The organism is Saccharospirillum sp., assembly GCF_039982735.1.
Taxonomy (GTDB): Bacteria; Pseudomonadota; Gammaproteobacteria; order Pseudomonadales; family Natronospirillaceae; genus Saccharospirillum.
In genome coordinates, this window is sequence record NZ_JBDWXV010000003.1 from 229,236 (window position 1) to 247,355 (window position 18,120).

Sequence of the window (18,120 nt, forward strand, 5' to 3'; positions counted from 1 at the left end):
ACTTTACTGTTCCAACTCATCTGACCAACGAGGTTCGACCATGATCAAATCCAAAGCCGCCATCGCCTGGGGCCCCGGCCAGCCGCTGAGCATTGAAGAAATCGACGTCATGCCACCCAAAGCGGGCGAAGTGCTGGTGCGCATCGTCGCCACCGGCGTCTGCCATACCGATGCCTTTACCCTTTCGGGTGACGACCCCGAAGGTAACTTCCCGGCCATTCTCGGCCATGAAGGCGGTGGCATCGTTGAGCAGGTGGGTGAAGGGGTCACCAGCGTTAAGGTCGGCGACCATGTCATTCCGCTGTACACACCGGAATGCGGCGAGTGCAAATTCTGCCTCTCGGGCAAGACCAACCTGTGCCAGAAAATCCGCGCAACTCAGGGCCAGGGCCTGATGCCGGACGGCACCAGCCGTTTCTACAAGGACGGCAAGCCGATTTTTCACTACATGGGCTGTTCAACCTTCTCCGAATACACCGTGCTGCCGGAAATCTCTCTGGCCAAGGTGAACCCGGAAGCGTCACTGGAAGAAGTCTGTTTACTGGGCTGTGGCGTGACCACAGGTATTGGCGCTGTGATGAACACGGCCAAGGTCGAGGAAGGATCAACCGTCGCTATTTTCGGCATCGGCGGCATCGGCCTGTCGGCGGTCATCGGCGCGGTAATGGCCAAAGCCAGCCGCATCATTGCCATCGACATCAACACCAGCAAGTTCGATCTTGCGCGCAAGCTAGGGGCGACCGATTGCATCAACCCCAAAGATTACGACAAACCAATTCAGGAAGTGATCGTCGAGCTGACCGATGGCGGCGTCGATTACTCGTTCGAATGCATTGGCAATGTAGACGTTATGCGCTCGGCGCTGGAATGCTGCCATAAGGGCTGGGGTGAGTCGGTCATCATTGGCGTTGCAGGGGCTGGCCAGGAGATCAGCACCCGCCCGTTCCAGCTGGTGACCGGCCGGGTCTGGCGGGGCAGCGCTTTCGGTGGCGTTAAAGGACGCACTGAATTGCCTGGCTATGTTGAGCAGTATCTGGCAGGTGAGATTCCACTGAAAGAGTTCATCACCCACACTATGTCGCTCGAACAAATCAACGAAGCCTTTGATCTAATGCATGAAGGCAAGAGCATTCGCAGCGTTGTGCATTACTGAATACCAGCCTGATGGGTGATCCTAAAGTGGATCGCCCACCGATAGACATTGGGGATTCCATGAGTTTGAATCATCTGAACAGCAACAAGTGTTTCAACGGTTGGCAGAAGCAATATGAACACGCTTCCGCCACACTCAACTGTACCATGCGTTTTAGCGTCTACCTGCCGCCCGGTGCCGATGCCCAGCACCCGGTACCGGTGCTTTACTGGCTCTCGGGCCTCACCTGTACCGACGAAAATTTTGTGCACAAGGCCGGCGCCCAGCGCATGGCGGCTGAGCTCGGTATTGCCATCGTCGCTCCCGACACCAGCCCGCGTGGTGACGGCGTCGCGGACGACCCGGAGGGAGCCTATGATCTGGGCCTGGGCGCTGGCTTTTACGTCAATGCCACTGAAGCACCCTGGAACCGGCACTACCGGATGTACGACTACATCGTGTCGGAATTGCCCAGCCTGATTGAGGCTCATTTTCCAGTAACAGAACAACGATCGATCAGCGGTCACTCCATGGGTGGCCACGGTGCGCTGGTGATTGGTTTGCGCAACCCCGATCGTTACAGCTCGGTCTCGGCCTTTGCACCCATTTGCAACCCAACGGCGGTACCCTGGGGTCACAAGGCGTTTTCCGCCTATCTCGGCGACGACCAGACGACATGGCGTGACTATGATGCCAGCCTGCTTCTGGCCAGCAGCGACGCTCAGTTTCCGATTCTGGTGGATCAGGGCGATGCGGATAACTTTCTGGAAGCGCAATTGCATCCGCAGGCATTGAGCAACGCCGCTGAACGCAGTGCTCATCCGTTTGAAAGCCGCACTCAGCCGGGTTATGACCACAGCTATTATTTTATTGCCAGCTTTATGGATGATCACCTGCGCTTTCACGCCAAAGCCTTGCAGAGCAATTAGCACGAGCGTTCACCGGTCATCCAAGGTGACAAGCCAGAGCAACGAAGTCGACCCGAGATCAACATTCGGGCTACACTGAGATTCACACGTTGTATCTCGGAAATCCAGCTACTATGCGCCATGCCGATTACCAGGATTTGTCTGTTTCCGTCCAGGATCTGGAAATCGGCATGCGCGTGGTGGCGCTGGACCGGCCCTGGGAGGAAACTACCTTCCTGTTGCAAGGCTTTGTCATCGCTTCCACCGATGAGATACGGGAACTACAGAGTCAGTGCCAGACCGTAACCGTTCAAGTCAGAATTGACGCATCTCCCGCCTCGGGACAACGAACAACCCCCAGCCATGACCTAACGACGCCCAAGCCAACCAAAACCGGGCCGGCCAGTGCCCGACGGGTCAACTACATCAATCAGGTTGGCTTTGAGCGGGCGGTTGAAGCCTCCCGGCTGACCTTTGATTCGGCGCGTTCAATGGCCACGTCGATCATGGATGGTTTGCGTGTCGGGCGCAGCCTGGAAGTGACTGAATGCCGCGACGTCGTCGATAAGGTGGTCGATAGCATTCTGGCCAACAAAGATGCTCTGCGGTTTCTGTCGATGATCAAACACAAAGACAGTTACACCGCCGAACACAGCATGAATGTATGCATACTCAGCGCCACCTTTGCTCGCCACCTGGGGCTGATGGAAGCTGAAATCCGGGACGTTGCACTCTGTGGATTGCTGCACGATGTGGGCAAGAGTCGAATTCCCGCCGACATACTGAACAAACCCGGCCGGTTTACACGGGAAGAAGCCTACATCATGGCCGAACACCCAACACACGGCCGCAATATTCTGATGTCCGCCTCGACCGAATTCAAACATGCCATTGATGTTGCGCATTCCCACCATGAGCGCATCGATGGCAAGGGGTATCCGCGCGGCTTGCGCCAGCAACAAATTTCCTACTACGCCAAAATTGTGGCCCTGGCCGATGCCTATGACGCCATGACCAGTGAGCGCTGCTATGGCACGGTCAAAACTTCCGAACAGGCACTGAAAAGCATCTTGCGCGAGCGGGGTACGCACTTCGACTCAGACTTGTCGAAAGCCTTTATCACCTGTATCGGGTTTTACCCGACAGGCAGCCTGGTTCAACTGAGCGGAGGACAAGTCGCCATGGTGCTGGAACCCAACCCGGACGATTTTGCCCGGCCTCGCATCCGGGTGCTAACCAATGCCCGGCAACAACCCTTGCAGACCCCTCATGAACTGGACCTGGCCGATCCTACCAATCAGAGTGTGACCATCCGCAGTGAAGTGCTGAATGGCACGGCCGGCGTCGATATCAACACGGCCGTAAAACAGGAACTCAGCCTGCTCTGAGTAATTACACAAGATGACTCAGACTGTTGCGCAGGCGCCGTACCTGACGGACAGGTTCTGAGGTCGTATCCAGATCGCAACCACCGTGCTGATGATCCAGAAGCCGAACCAGTCGCTCTGGCTGAGCGACCCAGCGGAACGACTCCGACTTGCCTGTACGCGTAGTCACCGTCAGTTTGCCAACCTGAAAGAGCAGCCCGAAATCCCGGTTCACCAGATCCATACTGGCCAGTTCGATCAGCGGTATACAGCGGGCTCTGCGCCAAAAAATGCCTTTTTGTTCGATAATCTGACGGCTGGTTACGGAAAACGAGTAACTCAGTTGCTGTACCGCCAGTACCAGCAGGGGCAGCAACAGCCAGGCAGAGGCCATTAGGCTGACCAGTGACGCGACACCCAGGGCAACCCAAACCGCCGGATGGCGTTTGCTGGTATGCAGTATGAATTCATCCAAAGCCAGTGTGGGAATGGCCGCTTGCGCTGAAGCGGTATCGGCTTGGTTTGGAGTAGCGGTTGTTTTGTGCGTTAACGTCGTAGTCATGAGCCTGTCTCCGGTTGAGTGACAAGCCCATGCTACGAAGTGCCTTAACCAGGCGCAGTGATGTACATCACTCGCTCTGATCCAGTATCGCCTGCAGCGCTGGTGCATCCAGCACGGTCAGCTGACCACGATGAAACTGCAGCCACCCCAGCGCCTGCCATTCTTTCAACAGCCGATTGACGTTTTCTCTGGCCAGCCCGGCAAATTCGCCCAGCTCTGCCTGGCTTAGCTGTTGTGACAGGTGCAGTAGGCCTTGCTCGTCCGTTTCGCCCCATTTGCGTATCAGCGTCATTACACAATGCGCCAGCCGCACTGACGCGGGCGCAACGGCCCGGTTCTCAAACATATCCGATGCGTTACGAACCCGGCTGCACAGTAACCGAATGACTTCCAGGCAGGCATCGCTGTCATCGCGCAATACCTCGGCGAGCCGCTGCTTGGGAATCACCAGACCCCCGGTATCGGTCAGCGCCAGCGCATCAGCACTGCGCGGCAGCTGATCCAGTGCCGACAGTTCGCCGATCACCTCGCCCGGGCCCAGGTGGTTCAGCGTGGCTTTTTTACCCTGCAACGACATCAGGCTGATCTCGACCAGGCCCTGCTCGATCAGGTACAGCCAGGTGCCATCATCGCCCTTGTAAAACAAGGCAGATCCCGCTGTAAAGTGACGCGGTCGGGCATGACGCATCAGTTGCTCGCGGGACTGGGTCGTCAGGGCTTCCAGAATGGATACCGTCTCAGCCATTACCTTGCCCTGGTCCACAGTCTGTTACTCCAGCAACGCTCACAGTGACGTCGCTACATAATCAGCCACCGAGTCGAGCACCGACGTTTCAAGAGCTTCCAGCTGATCCAGATCACCCTGCCACTGTTCACTGAACAATATGCTGTCTTCGTCGGCTTCCACGACGCTGATTTCAATCGTCACCTGCTGCCCGACCAATAACAGGCTGCCCTCCATGAAAAAGTCGACCTCCTCATCGCCCAGATACCCACTGGCATCGGTTAATCGCCGGGCATTGGCCTGTGACGCCAGGTTGATGTTCTCAAAGGGAGCAAGGTGGGATTGCAATCGGCTGGTAAGCGCCGAGGCCAGGTACTGGTAATCGGCATCGGCTCCGACATACTCAAGTGGCAAAACGGCCAGTGAATCCGGGGTGTCGAAAACCTGTGAGGCAACAAAGGCAGCCGCCAGGCTAAAACACAGCACAGTCGCCAGTGCCACGACGCGGGTGCGGCTGATCTGTTGATGGCGGTATGAAAAACGCGCTCTGGGTGAGGCGGCCGGCACCCTACCGGATACCGACCGAACCTCAAAAAGCTCCATCGCCTCTGGCAAATTCTTTAGTGTAAACAGGCCGGCCGATTCAAACGTCAGTTGCGCGTTGCTGCGCAGATCGGTCGCCACTCTGGCCGAGACCCAGACCCCGGGCGCCGGTGCATTGCTTTCTATCCGGGAAGCAGTATTGACGGCATCGCCGATCACGCGCATGCCCCTAAGACCATCGCGCTCTACCACCGTATCGCCAACGTGAATGCCAACCCTCAGTTGGGTGTCATCCTGGTTGGCTTGCAGATCATGCTGCAACGCCAAACCGGCATATACCGCGTCGAGACTGCTGGAAAACAGACACAGATGTCCGTCGCCTATGGTATCGACAATGCGTCCGTGATAGTGCGTCACGATGCGCTGATGCCGTAAGCGGTTACGTTGCAATACCTCGAGTGTGGACGCCTCATCGGCGGCCATTTGGCTGGAATAGCCTACGATATCGCTGAAGAGAATGGCGTTGAGTTGATGTTCTTTCATCGTCGAGTCCTGACTGCACGGGCAAGGCTGTCTTCACTGCCCGGAATCCATGTGTCACACCATCCTGTGCGCTATGCTATTGCGTTCCCTGTCGGCTTGCCTTGCCGGGACCGGGCCTTAACCTAGCACATTCTTTTGAACGGTGCACAGGGCCACACCGCCGGACCCGGATAGTGCGGATTCTTGCTTTACTGGCTGTGACTTCTCTGTAATTCTGAACTTTCACTGTCCGACCTGACGGATACAGAAAAACGCGACTTACAGGGAGGTTTATCGTTGAACGAGCACACTCCGGATATACAGACGCACCACCAGGCCTTGCTGGACCAGCACCTCGCTGAGTTTCTGGGCGCTATCGAGCCCGAAGCCCTGGCGTTGTTGCGTAAACGCCTGCGCTGGGTGGAAATAGCCGGGGGCGAGACGCTGATGGAGCAAGGAGACCCCGGCGATGCCCTCTATCTGTCCGTCAGTGGCCGTTTGCGCACTTACATCAACGACGAGTCGGGAACGCCAAAGCCGGTTCGCGAGATGGGCCGGGGGCAGGTCTTTGGCGAGATGAGCCTGTACACGGGCGAACCCCGCTCAGCCACGGTAATAGCGATTCGCGATTCGGTTCTGGTGCGGCTCGACAAGGCCCATTTCAATGAACTGCTGGCCAGTAGCCACCGGCTGTCGATGGCACTGACCCGGCAGATCATTCAACGCCTGCAAACCCAGCATACCGTCAACCCCATGCCATTGCCGGTTACTATAACGCTGGCGCCGATATCACCGGGCGTAGACCCCGGCGACTTTGCAAACCGCCTCGCTGCACAACTGGAGCAACAGGGTTCGGTCACCCTGATCGACGCCAAGCGGCTGGAAGCCCACCTGGCACAGACCGACACGGGCACCCAAGCCGACCCGCGCGACCGGCAGCAGCGCACCACACTTTATCTGGACCAGATTGAATCTGAATCCGATTTTGTATTGCTGGTCACCGACGATTCCCCTTCTGACTGGACCCGGCGATGCTGCCGCCACAGCGACGAAATATTGTTGCTGGCCGATGCAACGCAACCACCGGCCCTGCATACGATTGAAACCGAATGCCTCGGCAGCGACTCGATGCGTACCGAAGCGGCCGAGGTGCTGGTGTTGCTGCACGCAGCCGACACCCAATGCCCGCGCAACACCCGGGCCTGGCTGAACCGGCGACCGGTGACGGATCATGTTCACATAAGACCGGATCTCGAACGCGACATGGCCCGGCTGGCACGCATTGAAACCCGCACCGCCACCGGGCTCGTTCTGGCCGGTGGCGGTGCGCGTGGCTTCGCGCACCTGGGCGTGTTCAAGGCATTGCAGGAAGCAGGCATTGAAGTCGATTACGTGGGCGGAACCAGCATGGGCGCCGTAATGGCAGCTCTGATAGCCGCCGACCAGCCGCTGGATCAAACGCTCGATATTTGCCGTCGGTCGTTCAAACTCAACCCGACAGGCGACTTCAACTGGTTACCCATAGTGTCGCTGATTCGCGGACAACGCCTGGCCCGCATCATCGTTCAGGCGTTTCAGGATTTACTGGGCCACAAGGCCAATCTGGACGATCTGTGGAAACCCTTTTATTGCGTGGCTACCAACTATTCCCGGGCAGAGGAACACGTTATGCGCCACGGCTCGCTGGCCAAGGCCCTGCGCGCCAGTACGGCGATACCGGGCGCATTGCCACCTATCCTGCACAAGGGCGACCTGTTGTGTGACGGTGCCACCCTGAACAACTTTCCGGTCGACATTATGCGCAAGGCGCGCGGCGTAGGTACGGTGATTGGCATCGACCTGAGCATCGCTGCCCGGCGACCACTGACATTCGATGAAGTGCCCGGCCCCTGGACGTTGCTGCGCGACCGGTTGCGCAAGCGTCACAAACGAAAGTACAAATTGCCCTCTCTGGCGTCCTATCTAATGAACGTCAGCATTCTCTACAGCACCTCGCGCCGCACCCAGTCGGAACAACTGACCGACCTGTATTTTAACCCGCCACTGAAACGGATTGGCTTGCTCGACTGGCGCCGGTTTGATCAGGCAGTGCGTCAGGGCTATGACCACGGCAAGGACGTTCTCGCCAGAGTTGAAACAGCCAGAGAGTCGACACCATGAGGGCGCTGCTGCGACACCCGAATACCAACCGGTGGCACCGGCTGGCAAGCGCGACAATCGCCAGCCTACTGCTGTTGTCGGCGTGCGGTGGCGCCCGGCTCGACCCCATTGCCCCGGGTGACCGCATACTGGCGTTTGGCGACAGCCTGACCCTAGGTGTGGGTAGCGGCCGCGACAACGCCTATCCGGCTGTTCTGCAACGGATGACCAGCATCGAGGTGATTAACGCCGGCGTATCCGGAGAAACCAGCACCGAGGGCCGACAGCGGCTACCGGCTGTGCTCGACGAATACCGGCCAGACCTGGTGATACTGTGCCATGGCGGTAACGATTTTCTGCGTCGCCAGGATACCTCGGCCACCAAAGCCAATCTGGCGGCCATGATAGAACTGATGCAATCGCGGGGCATTCAGGTTGTGTTGATAGGCGTGCCGGAGCCAGGCATCTTTCTGTCTTCAGCCAAGTTGTACGCTGAGCTGGCCGATCAGTACGACATTCCGATCGACAACGACACCATGGCTGACTTACAAGGCAACGCGAGTCTGAAGTCGGACCGGGTGCATCTGAACGCTGCGGGCTACCAGCAATTTGCCGAGGCCGTGTCAGCCTTACTGAGCGATGCTGGCGCCCTGCCCTGAAAGATTTCCGCCTCGTCTTCCAGTGCCTTCAGATGGGCAGACTTACTAGCCAGAGGCTCCACACGGCGGTCACCAGCAAGCTCAACACAAGCCACACACGGCTGATGGCGCTGCGGTCCGCTCCCGCCAGGGGTTTACGGCCGTGAACCATGGCACCGATCAGCGGTTCTTTCAGCCGTAAACGATGGTACAGGACCGCGACTATGTGAGTGCCCGCCAGCGCCAGAATCAACGCAGGCAACCTCGGGTGTAGCCGCGCCGCAAGCGCCTGGGCCCATTCAGGCGCAGCAAAAAACCAGGGGCCGTACCAGAACACATCGTCGGAATACACCAGGCCACTGACAACCTGGACGGCAAGCACCAACAGCAACAGCAACACCATCCAGGAACCCGCCGCATTATGACCGGCAGGACTCTGGTGCCGACCGGCAACCAGATCTCGCAGGGTTGGCACAACTCGCCTCAGTGACAAATCAAAACCAGAGAACCGGGCATAGGTCGTACCGACCAGCGCCCACAGCAGCCGAAACACCAGCAAAGCCGACAAGGCATAACCGGCGTAAAAATGCAGACTCATCCAGCCAATGTTGACACTGACAAACAACGTCACCAGACACAGCACCAGCAACCAGTGCACCAGCCGGACAGGCAGGTCCCAAACATCACTTTCGACGGACGTTGCTGACTGAAACTGCCTGTTTTGATTAACCGTTGTCATCTGTGTCAGTCTTCGCAGCTGCTGTCTTTAAAGTCACCGTGGCCGGTACGGCGCACGTCACCCAAGGCTTGCATTGCCCGGGCCGCAGCGCTCTGATTACCGGATGCCAGGGCCGTCTCCAGGGCCGCAAATTCGGCGGTAAAATCTGCCATAACCGCTTCATAGGCAGCGACATCACTGTCGGCCGCACCGTCACGAAACAGGTAGGGCATTTCCTGGCTGGCAGACTCGGCAGCGGCTTTCATCGCCGGCAACAGTTCCCGGGCCGTGTCCATGTCATTGCTGCGAATTGCCTGGGTCATCGGTCGCATATTTTGTGCAAGAGTGCGCATATCCTCATAGAGGGCGGTATCCTGGCAAGTTTCAGCATAGGCAGCGGCTGATATTCCCATCGACAACATCGCGATTGCGCCCAGTTTTTTTAACGTCATTAAAAGCTTCCTGTTCAGTTCATTTAAGAATAAAAAATCATGGGCTTATGATAATCGACAAAATGTGCAGACATCGTGGATCTCATGTAAAGGTCACGACTAGCGGCTCTCGGATTGACCAGCCAAATGCACCACTTTGCGCCATACTGTGCTTTTGAGGTCTGCGTTCGCACCAATCACGCCCATCGACACCAGGAGGTCAGTTCCATGTTCAAGCGGCCCTTGCCTGCTCGTCGTCCGATGACACTTGTTCTGGTCTGCCTGGTCATCGCCCCGGTTACTCTGGCCGAGTCATTCAAACCAGTCACTGAAGTCAACCTGCCAGAGGCACCCGCCTTGCTGACCCTCAACAATCGGGTAAGCGATCTGCCCGAAGGACCTTTGTTTATCAATATCTGGGCCAGCTGGTGCAAGCCCTGCATTGATGAACTTCCTGCGCTCAATGAGCTCAAATCGCGCTATCCGCATGCCGACATTCAATGGGTGGCATTGAACTACGGTGACAGCCTCTCAACGGTTAGGGAATTCATGAATAACACCGAGATCGAATTACCGGTGTTGCTGGATCTCACTACCCGATTCACGGCGCAACTACCGCTTAAAGGATTACCCGCAACCTTTCTGGCCGACGCCAATGGTGAGGTTCGTTACCAGCTCGATGGCTATGCAGACTGGACCGACCCGGCGCTGATCCGGCAATTGGAATTACTATTGCCTGAACTCGCCGACCCACAATGAGAACCAGGCTGGTTTTTTATACTGATTTAGGGTTAAAAAATATCTGTTAATAGCGATAAATCATGTTATGCCAGGTTTCATTCGCCAACAATATTACTTTCATTGCATTAACCGACTGATATTCCAACTGTTTTAAGAGATTCATCTTTTTTTAAAGACCGCTTTCGATTTCTATTTACCAGTCGTTAATGTTTCCTTGTGTGATTCAGCCGGTTGAAAAAACGCAACCTTGAATTAACGTTAAGCCAAATAATAAAAACCAAGCCCATGACAGACTACTCAACCCTACTATTTGAAATGGTCTGTTACAAAAAGAGGAACGCCAATGAAGTGCTTATACTATTTATCGCCGACACTGAAAGAGAGCGCCGATATCGCGGAAGATTTGCACGAAGTTGGTATATCTGACTGGTACATTCACGTCATCAGCAAAGATGAAAGCGGACTCACTCAAAAGCATATTCAATCGGCCAACTACATCGAAACACTGGATCTCTACCACAGCTCCATACTCGGTGGTCTCATCGGTTTCTGTGCCGGTATGCTACTCATCATTCTCTTTCATTTAACCGGTATCTTCAGCGATAACCTGCCCTGGTGGGTAAACGCCGTCTTCATCGCGGTAACCACGTTATTTGGTATCTGGGAAGGCGGCCTCTGGGGTGTTGATACTGAAAACAAGAAACTGCAACCCTTTCACGATGATATCGAAGCTGGCAAATATCTGATCCTGATATACACGCCCAAAGAACAGGAGGCCGCTGTCAGAAAGGTGATGGAAGAACGTCATGCTGACGCTCAGTTCGCAGCAGTCGACCGACATTTTATCTCGCCTTTTTCAAAGCTGAAACGCGTATAACCGACTCAGATATCTGAACATAGAGAGACCTTGTCAGGTCTTCAGCAGAATCGCTGAGCAACCACCGGCAGGACCCGGTGGCACCCTATAACAACACCATGCTACCTGGCGCAACGCGCAGTCTAGTACTGTGCTGCGTCGCTGCACATCGGTCGCGAACAACCGGTTCGAGCCGGTAGTGTTCAGGAGGGATACTGTGTATATAGCCATCGTCATTGTCGGTCTGGTTGCGATTACGCTCATACTCCATTTTGCCAGCCCATGGTGGCTGACACCCCTGGCGTCAAACTGGTCGTCCATCGATACCACCATTGAGATATCGTTCTGGATCACCGGCGCCGTGTTCATTGCCGTTAACCTCTTTCTCGCCTGGACTGTCTGGCGCTATCGCCACAATAAAAACCGGCGCTCCCATTACGAGCCCGAAAACAAGAAACTCGAAATCTGGTTAACCGCACTGACGACGATAGGGGTTATCGCCATGCTCACACCCGGGCTGATCGTCTGGGCCAAGGTCGTGAATGTACCGGACGATGCCATGGAAGTTGAAGCCATTGGCCAGCAATGGCAATGGACGTTTCGTTTTCCCGGTGAAGACGGTGTACTCGGTGCCGCCAATGCGCGTTTCGTCAGCAATCGCAACCGTTTTGGCCTCGACCCGAGTGACCCCAATGGTGCCGACGACATTCTGGTAGAGCACCATCGTCTGCACCTGCCTTTAGATCAGCCGGTCAAGCTGGTCTTGCGCTCCAACGATGTCTTGCACAACTTTGCGGTACCTCAGTTCCGGGTCAAGATGGATTTGGTGCCGGGTACTCAAACCTACCAGTGGTTTACGCCGACCCGCGAAGGTACCTTCGATGTCTTGTGCGAAGAACTATGCGGCCTGGCTCACTACACCATGAAAGGCCAGGTACAGGTGGAACCCGAACAGGATTTCGAAACCTGGCTGGCCACCTACCCGACCTTTGACGACGTTCAGTCAGGCGACGGAATTGACCTGGCAGCAGGCGAGGCCGCCTATCAGAGCTGTGCTGGCTGCCACGGCGCCAATGGCCAGGGCAACCCGGCGCTGAATGCACCCAATCTTACTCGACTAGACAGCCGCTATATGGCGCGACAGCTGCGGCATTACCGGAACGACATACGCGGGACTGAGCGGGAGGACTCCCCGGGCCAGACCATGGTAGCCATTGCCCGGGGTATTGAGCCCGACACCGAAGCCGACTTGCTGGCCTACATCGAATCGCTCAACGCGGTTGATGTCGACGGCACGCTGGTCGGCGATATTGCCAACGGCCAGCGCCTCTATGGCGCCTGCGTAGCCTGTCACGGTGCCGGCGGTGAGGGCAAGGTGCTGCTCAGCGCACCGGCACTGGCTGGCCAGAGCGACCTCTACCTGAAACGCCAGCTGGAGCATTTCAGCATGGGCTGGCGGGGCAAACACCCCGAAGATCAGTTTGGTACACAGATGCGGCTGATGACACGCACCATTCACAGCCCCGAACGTTTGCGTGACTTGCTGGCCTACATTGCAATGCTTTAACCGGAATCACAAAGACTAACAAGAACCTTTGCACAGGGATCTACCATGACACACATTGCCATTGCCGATCAGGAACCCGAGCTGCATCACCCCCGAACCTTTATCGGCAAATACATCTGGAGTCAGGATCACAAGGTCATCGCCGTTCAATATGCCTGCACCGCGATCTTTGTCGGGCTGGTTGCCCTGTTGCTGTCGGTGGTGATGCGCCTGCAACTGGGTTTCCCCGACCAGTTCGACTTCATCAACCCCAACATGTACCTGCAATTCGTAACCATGCACGGCATGATCATGGTGATTTATTTGCTAACGGCACTGTTGCTGGGCGGTTTCGGTAATTACCTGATTCCGCTGATGGTTGGCACCCGCGACATGGTTTTCCCCTACCTGAACATGCTCAGCTTCTGGTTTTATTTTTTATCGGTACTGGTGCTGCTCGCCAGCTTTTTTGTGCCTGGTGGGCCAACCGGTGCTGGCTGGACACTCTATCCACCACAGTCAATTCTTGAAGGAACGCCGGGCTCGGGCTGGGGCATTGTGCTGATGCTCGCCTCTCTGGCTATTTTCATCATCGCCTTTACCATGGGTGGCCTGAATTATGTGTCGACCATTCTTCAGGCGCGCACGCGTGGCATGACGCTGATGCGCATGCCACTGACTATCTGGGGCATTTTCACGGCCACCATTCTAGGTCTGTTTGCCTTCCCGGCCCTGCTGGTCAGCGCCATTATGATGCTGTTTGATTCCCTGCTCGGCACCAGCTTTTTTATGCCGGCCATCGTATCGCTGGGTGAGGCAACCGACTATGAAGGCGGCAGCCCAATCCTGTTTCAGCATTTGTTCTGGTTTTTCGGGCACCCGGAAGTGTACATCGTGGCGCTTCCTGCGTTTGGCATGGTAAGCGATGTACTCAGCGTGCATGCGCGCAAGAACATTTTTGGCTACCGGATGATGGTCTGGGCCATCGTTATTATTGGCGGGCTCAGCTTTGTGGTCTGGGCGCACCACATGTATGTCAGTGGCATGAACCCCTATTTCGGGTTTTTCTTCGCCACCACCACGCTAATCATTGCGGTACCCACGGCGATCAAGGTCTATAACTGGGTGCTCACGCTCTGGCAGGGCAACATTCACCTGACCGTGCCTATGCTGTTTGCCATCGGATTTATTTTCACCTTTACCCATGGCGGCTTAAGCGGCCTTTTTCTGGGCAATGTTGTCATTGACCTGCCGCTGTCCGATACCTTCTTTGTGGTTGCCCACTTTCACATGGTGATGGGGGTCTCACCGATCATGGTGCTGTTCGCCGCCATTTATCACTGGTTCCCGCTGGTGACCGGCAAACAACTCAATACCCGTTTGGGCATGATTCACTTCTGGGGTACCTTCCTCGGCACCTACGCCATTTATCTGCCGATGCACTACATCGGGTTCCTCGGGGTCCCAAGACGCTACTACGCTCTGGGTGACACCAGCTTTATTCCCGACTCGGCCCATGCACTCAATGCGAACATCACCATCGCGGTCATCATTGTGGCATTGTTCCAGCTGATTTTTATCTTCAATCTGTTCTGGACGATTAAGCGGGAACCCAAATCCCGCATCAACCCCTGGGATGCCGCCTCGCTTGAATGGCACACGCCGGATGTACCGCCACACCATGGCAACTGGGGCAAGGAACTGCCTACCGTATATCGCTGGGCTTACGATTACAGCGTACCGGGTGTCGTGGACGACTTCATACCCCAGCATGTACCCGACAGCGACGTGACCTACGAACCTGGCTATGACCGCACCACAACCGGGAGGGAATCCACATGAAAGGCTTCAGCGCTCTGACTGAAAAACCCTGGCTGGCCATGCCCGATGGTTCAATCGCGTATGATGCCCCGGGCGGTACACCCCCGGCTCAGATTGCCCTGCGGTTTTTACTGATGGTGATCAGCATTGCCTTTGTGCTGATTTTTGTGACCTTTCTGACCCGGTCCCAGTACCCGGACTTTCAGGCACTGGCCGGCGAGCCGTGGTTGCCGTTCAACCAGAGCCCCAGGCTTTGGGCAACCACGGCCGTTCTTGTTGCAGCCAGTGCCGCCATGCACTGGGCCTGGCATTCGGTAAAAACACAACGGCCCGATGGCGTTATGCTGGGTATCAGCGTCGGCGGTTTCCTGGCCCTGGTGTTCATTATGGCGCAATGGACCACCTGGAATTATCTTGCCAACCTGGGCTACGGCGTCAGCGAAAACCCGGCCAATGCCTACTTCTATCTGTTTACCGGTTTGCATGCCCTGCATCTGTTTGGTGGTGTGCTCGCGGTTGTGCGGGTTTTTATTCGCATTGGTCAGGGGTGCAGCATTGAGCAGGTCGCCGTTGCCGTAAAAGCCTGTACCACCTACTGGCATTATTTACTGGCGTTGTGGTTACTGCTGTTTTTTCTGCTCACCCGTACGCCTGAAACTTACGCCTTAATTGCCGCCGCTTGCGGCCTGGGGTAACCACCATGACGGAAATGAACAGCAAGCCCCAGGGTTACTGGCAACACCTGGTTGTCGACTGGTCGGCCGACAAAGAGGCCTTCAAGGTCAACTGGGGCAAGGTCATGATGTGGGTGTTTCTGGTTAGCGACACCTTTATTTTCAGCCTGTTTCTGATTGGCTACATGAACGTGCGCATCTCGGCGACGGAAGCCTGGCCACTGACCAGCGAGGTCTTTGCCCTGGTGGTCGGCGGTGAACACATTCCGTTGCTGCTCATCGCCATTATGACGTTTATTCTGATTACCAGCAGCGGCACCATGGCGATGGCGGTCAACACGGCCTATCAGGGCAACAAGAACGCCACATTCTGGTTAATGATTACCACGGCGGTACTGGGTTTCAGCTTTGTTGGCATGCAGGCTTACGAGTGGAGCAAACTGATTGTCGAAGAAGGCATTCGCCCCTGGGGTAACCCGCTAGGTGCCGCCCAGTTTGGCTCCACCTTCTTTATGATTACCGGCTTTCATGGCCTTCACGTTACCGGTGGGGTGATTTATCTAACCATCGTTGCGATCAAGGTGAAACTGGGTCACTACGATAAAAAGGGGTTCCAGATTGTCGAGATCACCGGCTTGTACTGGCACTTTGTCGATCTCGTCTGGGTGTTTATTTTTGCCTTTTTCTATTTATGGTAAGCCGGTACAAACCGCCGGTTTCAGGAGGATGAATGAGCGCGAGCACTCAGGGTCAACAGCACCCGTTAAGCCTGTATTTTAAAGTCTGGGGGTTATTGTTTGTCCTCAGCACCCTGTCGTATATGGTCGATTATCTACAGTTTCAGGGCCTGCTACGCTGGAGCCTGATCCTGATTTTCATGTTCCTCAAGGCCGGCCTGATTCTCAGTGTGTTCATGCACTTCGCCTGGGAACCCATCACCCTGCGTGTGGCCTTACTGGTACCTACTCTGGCCATTCCCATCTTTATTGCCTTTATGGCCATTGAAGGCAATTACACCATGACCAGCCGACTGATGTTCCTGGCGGGGTAGCGGCTATTGTGCAAGGTGCCAGACTGATCCCGCTCATTGCCCCGCCGGCTATTCTCATGTTGCTTGTTGGCTTAGCCCTGTGGGTAATAGCACCGGCGGTGCCCTCGCTTCCCGCGATACAGGGTGCCTGGCTGATGCCCGCCCAGCCGCTTCCGGCATTCAGGCTGGAGCAACACAACGGACCCGTGGTTACACCAGACACCTTGCCCGGCGACTGGCACCTGATCAGTTATGGGTTCACACATTGCCCTGATATTTGCCCGACAACCCTGGTGGAAATGGCCCGGTTCAAACGCGCGCTCGACCGGCAATCACAGTTCACCGATCTGAGACTGCATTTTTATACGGTCGATCCGGGTCGGGATTCACTGGCGCAACTGGCCGACTACCTGCCCTGGTTTCATGACCAGTTCAGCGGTTGGCGTGCAGCTTCAAGTCAGGATGCCGAAGCATTTGAATCCGCATTGGGCATCCATGCCAGCGTGACTCGGGATGAACAGGGCTCAGTGCAGGTCACACACGGGTTAACACTGTTTCTTATCAACAACGACGGCCGGTTGCAGGCCGTGCTTGAACCGACCCGAACCCTGACCGGTCGGCTTCATTTCGAGCCCGACCGGCTACTGCAGGATTACTTGACCGTTCGTCGCTGGGCGAACAACCATCAACTGTAACGGTAGGGGCGTCCGGCCCGGTCCATCGCTGCGTTGTAATCTTTGAAAATCTGCACAACGCGCGCAGCGGTTTCCGATTCTTCGGCGATGTCGTCCCAGAAAACCCGCGCTGCCTGCTCGACCTGCGCCCACTCTGCATCCGGAATCGACGTCAGTTCCAGCTTGGTGCCCTGGGTGCGCAACCGGGCTTCGCCGGCCCAGTACCAGTGCTGGCGATAATAATGCGATTGCTCGAAGCAAGCAGCCATCAGGGTTTGCAAATGCGCGGGCAATTCGTTCCAGCGTTCCATGTTGGCAAAGAAATGGCCAATCCAGGCACCGGAAATGTTGTTGGTCAGAAAATGTGAACAGATATCAGCCCAGCCCACCTCATAGGCTTCGGTAATACCGCACCAGGCAACGCCGTCGATTTCACCGGTCTGCAACGCGATTTCGACGTCTTCCCAGGGCACCGTAACCGGCACGACACCGAACTGGTTCAGGAAGCGGCCTGCAGTCGGAAAGGTAAACACCCGCTTACCTTCCAGTTGCGACAGACTGGTAATGGGTGACGTGGTAATAAAGTGACAGGGATCCCAGGAACCGGCGGAGATGTGCTTCACACCCACAGAGGCGTATTGCTCGGCCCAGATTTCATTCAAACCCCAGTCATTGAACAGCGCCGGTACATCCAGGGAGTAACGACTGGCAAAGGGAAAATAACCGCCAAACACGGTCACGTCGGTGGGTGACATCATTGAATCGTCGTCAGACTGCACCGCGTCGATGGTACCGCGCTGCATCGCCTGAAACAGTTCGGACGTTGGTACCAGCTGGTCGGCATAAAACAGATCGATCTGCATTTCATCGCCCGCTATGGCGTTGAACATATCAACAGCAGGTTTGATCACCTGAGCACCCAGTGAAGACCCGGCATAGGTTTGCAAACGCCAGCGGATGGTCGATTCTGCCAGTACCCTGGGGGCTGTTATGGCAGCTGCGCCAGCCATTGCACCGGCCTTAATGAACGTACGTCTTGATGTCATGGTATTTCCCTCTTTCCAGTTGAAACAAAGGTTGCACCAGCGCAGCCT

The 18,120-nt window shown here is 56.0% G+C and carries 19 protein-coding genes; 13 read left to right on the forward strand and 6 right to left on the reverse strand.

What is annotated here, in order from left to right; translation table 11 throughout:
• The first annotated feature begins 40 nt into the window (after positions 1–40).
• The 3 genes from ABJT94_RS02405 (at position 41) to ABJT94_RS02415 (ending at position 3,428) form a co-directional block, all read left to right on the forward strand.
• On the forward strand, positions 41–1,153 hold the full coding sequence (locus ABJT94_RS02405) for an S-(hydroxymethyl)glutathione dehydrogenase/class III alcohol dehydrogenase (protein WP_348477470.1): 1,113 nt from the start codon (positions 41–43) through the stop codon (positions 1,151–1,153).
• Positions 1,154–1,212: 59 nt separating this feature from the next.
• Positions 1,213–2,061, forward strand: a complete 849-nt coding sequence (fghA, locus tag ABJT94_RS02410; protein ID WP_348477471.1) for an S-formylglutathione hydrolase — start codon at positions 1,213–1,215, stop codon at positions 2,059–2,061.
• A 113-nt stretch (positions 2,062–2,174) separates the two neighbouring features.
• A complete protein-coding gene (locus tag ABJT94_RS02415; RefSeq protein WP_348477472.1) occupies positions 2,175–3,428 on the forward strand; it encodes an HD-GYP domain-containing protein in 1,254 nt (417 codons plus the stop codon).
• 4 nt (positions 3,429–3,432) lie between these two features.
• Here the strand turns inward: ABJT94_RS02415 and ABJT94_RS02420 are convergent, their stop codons facing one another.
• The 3 genes from ABJT94_RS02420 to ABJT94_RS02430 all read right to left on the reverse strand — a co-directional run bounded on the left by ABJT94_RS02420 (position 3,433) and on the right by ABJT94_RS02430 (position 5,779).
• Positions 3,433–3,969, reverse strand: a complete 537-nt coding sequence (locus tag ABJT94_RS02420) for a PH domain-containing protein (RefSeq protein ID WP_348477473.1) — start codon at positions 3,967–3,969, stop codon at positions 3,433–3,435.
• 67 nt (positions 3,970–4,036) lie between these two features.
• Complete coding sequence (locus ABJT94_RS02425) at positions 4,037–4,714, reverse strand: Crp/Fnr family transcriptional regulator (RefSeq protein WP_348477474.1); 678 nt, start codon at positions 4,712–4,714, stop codon at positions 4,037–4,039.
• Between the two features lie 39 nt (positions 4,715–4,753).
• A complete protein-coding gene (locus ABJT94_RS02430) occupies positions 4,754–5,779 on the reverse strand; it encodes an adenylate/guanylate cyclase domain-containing protein (protein WP_348477475.1) in 1,026 nt (341 codons plus the stop codon).
• Between the two features lie 276 nt (positions 5,780–6,055).
• Between ABJT94_RS02430 and ABJT94_RS02435 the strand changes: the two genes are divergently transcribed.
• The gene (locus ABJT94_RS02435; protein WP_348477477.1) at positions 6,056–7,918 is read left to right on the forward strand and encodes a patatin-like phospholipase family protein; all 1,863 of its coding nucleotides are present in this window, start codon (positions 6,056–6,058) and stop codon (positions 7,916–7,918) included.
• Positions 7,915–8,556, forward strand: coding sequence for an arylesterase (locus tag ABJT94_RS02440; protein ID WP_348477478.1), 642 nt, complete (start codon positions 7,915–7,917; stop codon positions 8,554–8,556). Before ABJT94_RS02435 ends, ABJT94_RS02440 begins: the two co-directional genes overlap by 4 nt.
• Positions 8,557–8,584: 28 nt before the next feature.
• On the opposite strand, the gene ABJT94_RS02445 is transcribed toward ABJT94_RS02440, so the two are convergent.
• Both ABJT94_RS02445 and ABJT94_RS02450 read right to left on the reverse strand, forming a co-directional pair.
• Positions 8,585–9,274, reverse strand: a complete 690-nt coding sequence (locus ABJT94_RS02445) for a cytochrome b/b6 domain-containing protein (protein WP_348477479.1) — start codon at positions 9,272–9,274, stop codon at positions 8,585–8,587.
• Between the two features lie 5 nt (positions 9,275–9,279).
• The gene (locus tag ABJT94_RS02450; RefSeq protein ID WP_348477480.1) at positions 9,280–9,705 is read right to left on the reverse strand and encodes a cytochrome b562; all 426 of its coding nucleotides are present in this window, start codon (positions 9,703–9,705) and stop codon (positions 9,280–9,282) included.
• A 207-nt stretch (positions 9,706–9,912) separates the two neighbouring features.
• Between ABJT94_RS02450 and ABJT94_RS02455 the strand changes: the two genes are divergently transcribed.
• The 8 genes from ABJT94_RS02455 (at position 9,913) to ABJT94_RS02490 (ending at position 17,047) form a co-directional block, all read left to right on the forward strand.
• Entirely contained in the window at positions 9,913–10,443 is a 531-nt protein-coding gene (locus tag ABJT94_RS02455; protein ID WP_348477482.1) for a TlpA disulfide reductase family protein, read from the forward strand.
• A 325-nt stretch (positions 10,444–10,768) separates the two neighbouring features.
• The gene (locus ABJT94_RS02460; RefSeq protein WP_348477483.1) at positions 10,769–11,302 is read left to right on the forward strand and encodes a hypothetical protein; all 534 of its coding nucleotides are present in this window, start codon (positions 10,769–10,771) and stop codon (positions 11,300–11,302) included.
• 196 nt (positions 11,303–11,498) lie between these two features.
• The gene (locus ABJT94_RS02465; protein WP_348477484.1) at positions 11,499–12,848 is read left to right on the forward strand and encodes a c-type cytochrome; all 1,350 of its coding nucleotides are present in this window, start codon (positions 11,499–11,501) and stop codon (positions 12,846–12,848) included.
• A gap of 45 nt (positions 12,849–12,893) precedes the next feature.
• The gene (locus ABJT94_RS02470) at positions 12,894–14,669 is read left to right on the forward strand and encodes a cbb3-type cytochrome c oxidase subunit I (RefSeq protein ID WP_348477485.1); all 1,776 of its coding nucleotides are present in this window, start codon (positions 12,894–12,896) and stop codon (positions 14,667–14,669) included.
• A complete protein-coding gene (locus ABJT94_RS02475) occupies positions 14,666–15,343 on the forward strand; it encodes a cytochrome c oxidase subunit 3 (protein ID WP_348477486.1) in 678 nt (225 codons plus the stop codon). Before ABJT94_RS02470 ends, ABJT94_RS02475 begins: the two co-directional genes overlap by 4 nt.
• Positions 15,344–15,348: 5 nt before the next feature.
• Positions 15,349–16,020, forward strand: a complete 672-nt coding sequence (locus ABJT94_RS02480) for a heme-copper oxidase subunit III family protein (RefSeq protein WP_348477487.1) — start codon at positions 15,349–15,351, stop codon at positions 16,018–16,020.
• A 32-nt stretch (positions 16,021–16,052) separates the two neighbouring features.
• A complete protein-coding gene (locus ABJT94_RS02485) occupies positions 16,053–16,373 on the forward strand; it encodes a cytochrome C oxidase subunit IV family protein (RefSeq protein WP_348477488.1) in 321 nt (106 codons plus the stop codon).
• A 56-nt stretch (positions 16,374–16,429) separates the two neighbouring features.
• Positions 16,430–17,047, forward strand: a complete 618-nt coding sequence (locus ABJT94_RS02490; protein ID WP_348477489.1) for an SCO family protein — start codon at positions 16,430–16,432, stop codon at positions 17,045–17,047.
• Here the strand turns inward: ABJT94_RS02490 and ABJT94_RS02495 are convergent.
• Positions 17,038–18,072, reverse strand: a complete 1,035-nt coding sequence (locus tag ABJT94_RS02495) for a TRAP transporter substrate-binding protein (protein WP_348477490.1) — start codon at positions 18,070–18,072, stop codon at positions 17,038–17,040. The two genes, ABJT94_RS02490 and ABJT94_RS02495, sit on opposite strands and share 10 nt — an antisense overlap.
• Positions 18,073–18,120: the final 48 nt, after the last annotated feature.

What these genes read in the sequence shown, in the direction of transcription:
- ABJT94_RS02490 (WP_348477489.1), top strand. Translation starts at nt 16,430, where the DNA reads ATGTTGCTTGTTGGCTTAGCCCTGTGGGTAATAGCACCGGCGGTGCCC.
- ABJT94_RS02455 (WP_348477482.1), top strand. Translation starts at nt 9,913, where the DNA reads ATGTTCAAGCGGCCCTTGCCTGCTCGTCGTCCGATGACACTTGTTCTG.
- ABJT94_RS02475 (WP_348477486.1), top strand. Translation starts at nt 14,666, where the DNA reads ATGAAAGGCTTCAGCGCTCTGACTGAAAAACCCTGGCTGGCCATGCCC.
- ABJT94_RS02495 (WP_348477490.1), bottom strand. Translation starts at nt 18,072, where the DNA reads ATGACATCAAGACGTACGTTCATTAAGGCCGGTGCAATGGCTGGCGCA.
- ABJT94_RS02440 (WP_348477478.1), top strand. Translation starts at nt 7,915, where the DNA reads ATGAGGGCGCTGCTGCGACACCCGAATACCAACCGGTGGCACCGGCTG.
- ABJT94_RS02420 (WP_348477473.1), bottom strand. Translation starts at nt 3,969, where the DNA reads ATGACTACGACGTTAACGCACAAAACAACCGCTACTCCAAACCAAGCC.
- ABJT94_RS02445 (WP_348477479.1), bottom strand. Translation starts at nt 9,274, where the DNA reads ATGACAACGGTTAATCAAAACAGGCAGTTTCAGTCAGCAACGTCCGTC.
- ABJT94_RS02460 (WP_348477483.1), top strand. Translation starts at nt 10,769, where the DNA reads ATGAAGTGCTTATACTATTTATCGCCGACACTGAAAGAGAGCGCCGAT.
- ABJT94_RS02450 (WP_348477480.1), bottom strand. Translation starts at nt 9,705, where the DNA reads ATGACGTTAAAAAAACTGGGCGCAATCGCGATGTTGTCGATGGGAATA.
- ABJT94_RS02470 (WP_348477485.1), top strand. Translation starts at nt 12,894, where the DNA reads ATGACACACATTGCCATTGCCGATCAGGAACCCGAGCTGCATCACCCC.
- ABJT94_RS02415 (WP_348477472.1), top strand. Translation starts at nt 2,175, where the DNA reads ATGCGCCATGCCGATTACCAGGATTTGTCTGTTTCCGTCCAGGATCTG.
- ABJT94_RS02430 (WP_348477475.1), bottom strand. Translation starts at nt 5,779, where the DNA reads ATGAAAGAACATCAACTCAACGCCATTCTCTTCAGCGATATCGTAGGC.
- ABJT94_RS02425 (WP_348477474.1), bottom strand. Translation starts at nt 4,714, where the DNA reads ATGGCTGAGACGGTATCCATTCTGGAAGCCCTGACGACCCAGTCCCGC.
- ABJT94_RS02405 (WP_348477470.1), top strand. Translation starts at nt 41, where the DNA reads ATGATCAAATCCAAAGCCGCCATCGCCTGGGGCCCCGGCCAGCCGCTG.
- fghA (WP_348477471.1), top strand. Translation starts at nt 1,213, where the DNA reads ATGAGTTTGAATCATCTGAACAGCAACAAGTGTTTCAACGGTTGGCAG.
- ABJT94_RS02485 (WP_348477488.1), top strand. Translation starts at nt 16,053, where the DNA reads ATGAGCGCGAGCACTCAGGGTCAACAGCACCCGTTAAGCCTGTATTTT.
- ABJT94_RS02480 (WP_348477487.1), top strand. Translation starts at nt 15,349, where the DNA reads ATGACGGAAATGAACAGCAAGCCCCAGGGTTACTGGCAACACCTGGTT.